This window comes from Streptomyces durocortorensis, assembly GCF_016901035.1.
Classification (GTDB): Bacteria; Actinomycetota; Actinomycetes; order Streptomycetales; family Streptomycetaceae; genus Streptomyces; species Streptomyces durocortorensis.
This window is the reverse complement of sequence record NZ_JAFEUF010000486.1, coordinates 594-1,508: the sequence shown is the minus strand read 5'-3', so window position 1 is coordinate 1,508 and position 915 is coordinate 594. Positions and strand designations below refer to the sequence as shown.

Sequence of the window (915 nt, the reverse complement as noted above, 5' to 3'; positions counted from 1 at the left end):
GCCCCCCTCCCTCAACTGATCCGGTCGCTCCGCCTGGTCCTCGCCCACCCCGACCCGGGGCCGGGCGAGAGCCGGACAGGCCGACCGGCCACCCGCCACACCCACGCCCCGTCCGTCACTTCCCGTGCCGACGGGGCGCAGCACTGCCCGCACACCATCACCCGCCCGAACACGAAGGAGCCCAGCCGTGGCACTCATCGACCTGTTCACCCGCAGGCCCGCCGCACCCGCAGCACCGGCGGAAGACCCCGCGCCGAGGGTGTGGCCGGAGATCGGCGAGACGTGGAAGCCCGAAGGGCTGCCCGTCGCCGAGCGGTACTACAACCAGGCCCATGCCGTCGTTCTCGTCGCCAGTACCGGCCGCGACCCCTTCGGTACCACCTACTACCTGGTCGCCTGCCTGGGATGTCACTTCCTGAGCACTCGTACCAAGTACCACGACTCGCACATCCGGTACACGCTCACGGCGGCCGCCGGGGCCGCCAACGAGCACGCGGGCACCTGCCGGGCGCTGCCCCGCGAGCTCCCGGCCCGCCCCGACGAAAGCACCGCCCGCCACCTTCTGCACTCCTGGGTGCGCACCATGCCGCGCCGCCGTGACCTGCAGTACACCGACTTCGACCTCAGCGACTTCGACTCCGGACGCCTCGAGCTCCAGCGCACCAACCAGTGGATCCAGACCGAGCTGGAAGCGCTCGCGATCGAGCAGAGCGACCTCCTGTCCGCCCGGACCGACGAGCACACCGGCACCGTCCGTTTCCGGATCCTGCCCCAGTCGCGCTGACCGGCCGCCCGCCCGACGCCCTGCTGGCCCCGTCCGCACCGTGCCACCGCGCCCCCCCCCCCCGCCGGGGGGGGGGGGGCCCCCCGGGCCCCCGTTTTTTGGGGGCCCTGTGGCGGACGCGCCCCCCCAAA

1 protein-coding gene is annotated in these 915 nt (G+C 73.4%); it reads left to right on the top strand.

All coding sequences use genetic code 11. From position 1 onward, the window contains the following. Positions 1-187: 187 nt before the first annotated feature. Positions 188-784 carry a hypothetical protein gene (locus JS521_RS35630; protein ID WP_205086987.1) on the top strand — a complete coding sequence of 199 codons (597 nt, stop codon included), beginning with the start codon at positions 188-190 and terminating at the stop codon, positions 782-784. The last annotated feature ends 131 nt before the right edge of the window (positions 785-915 follow it).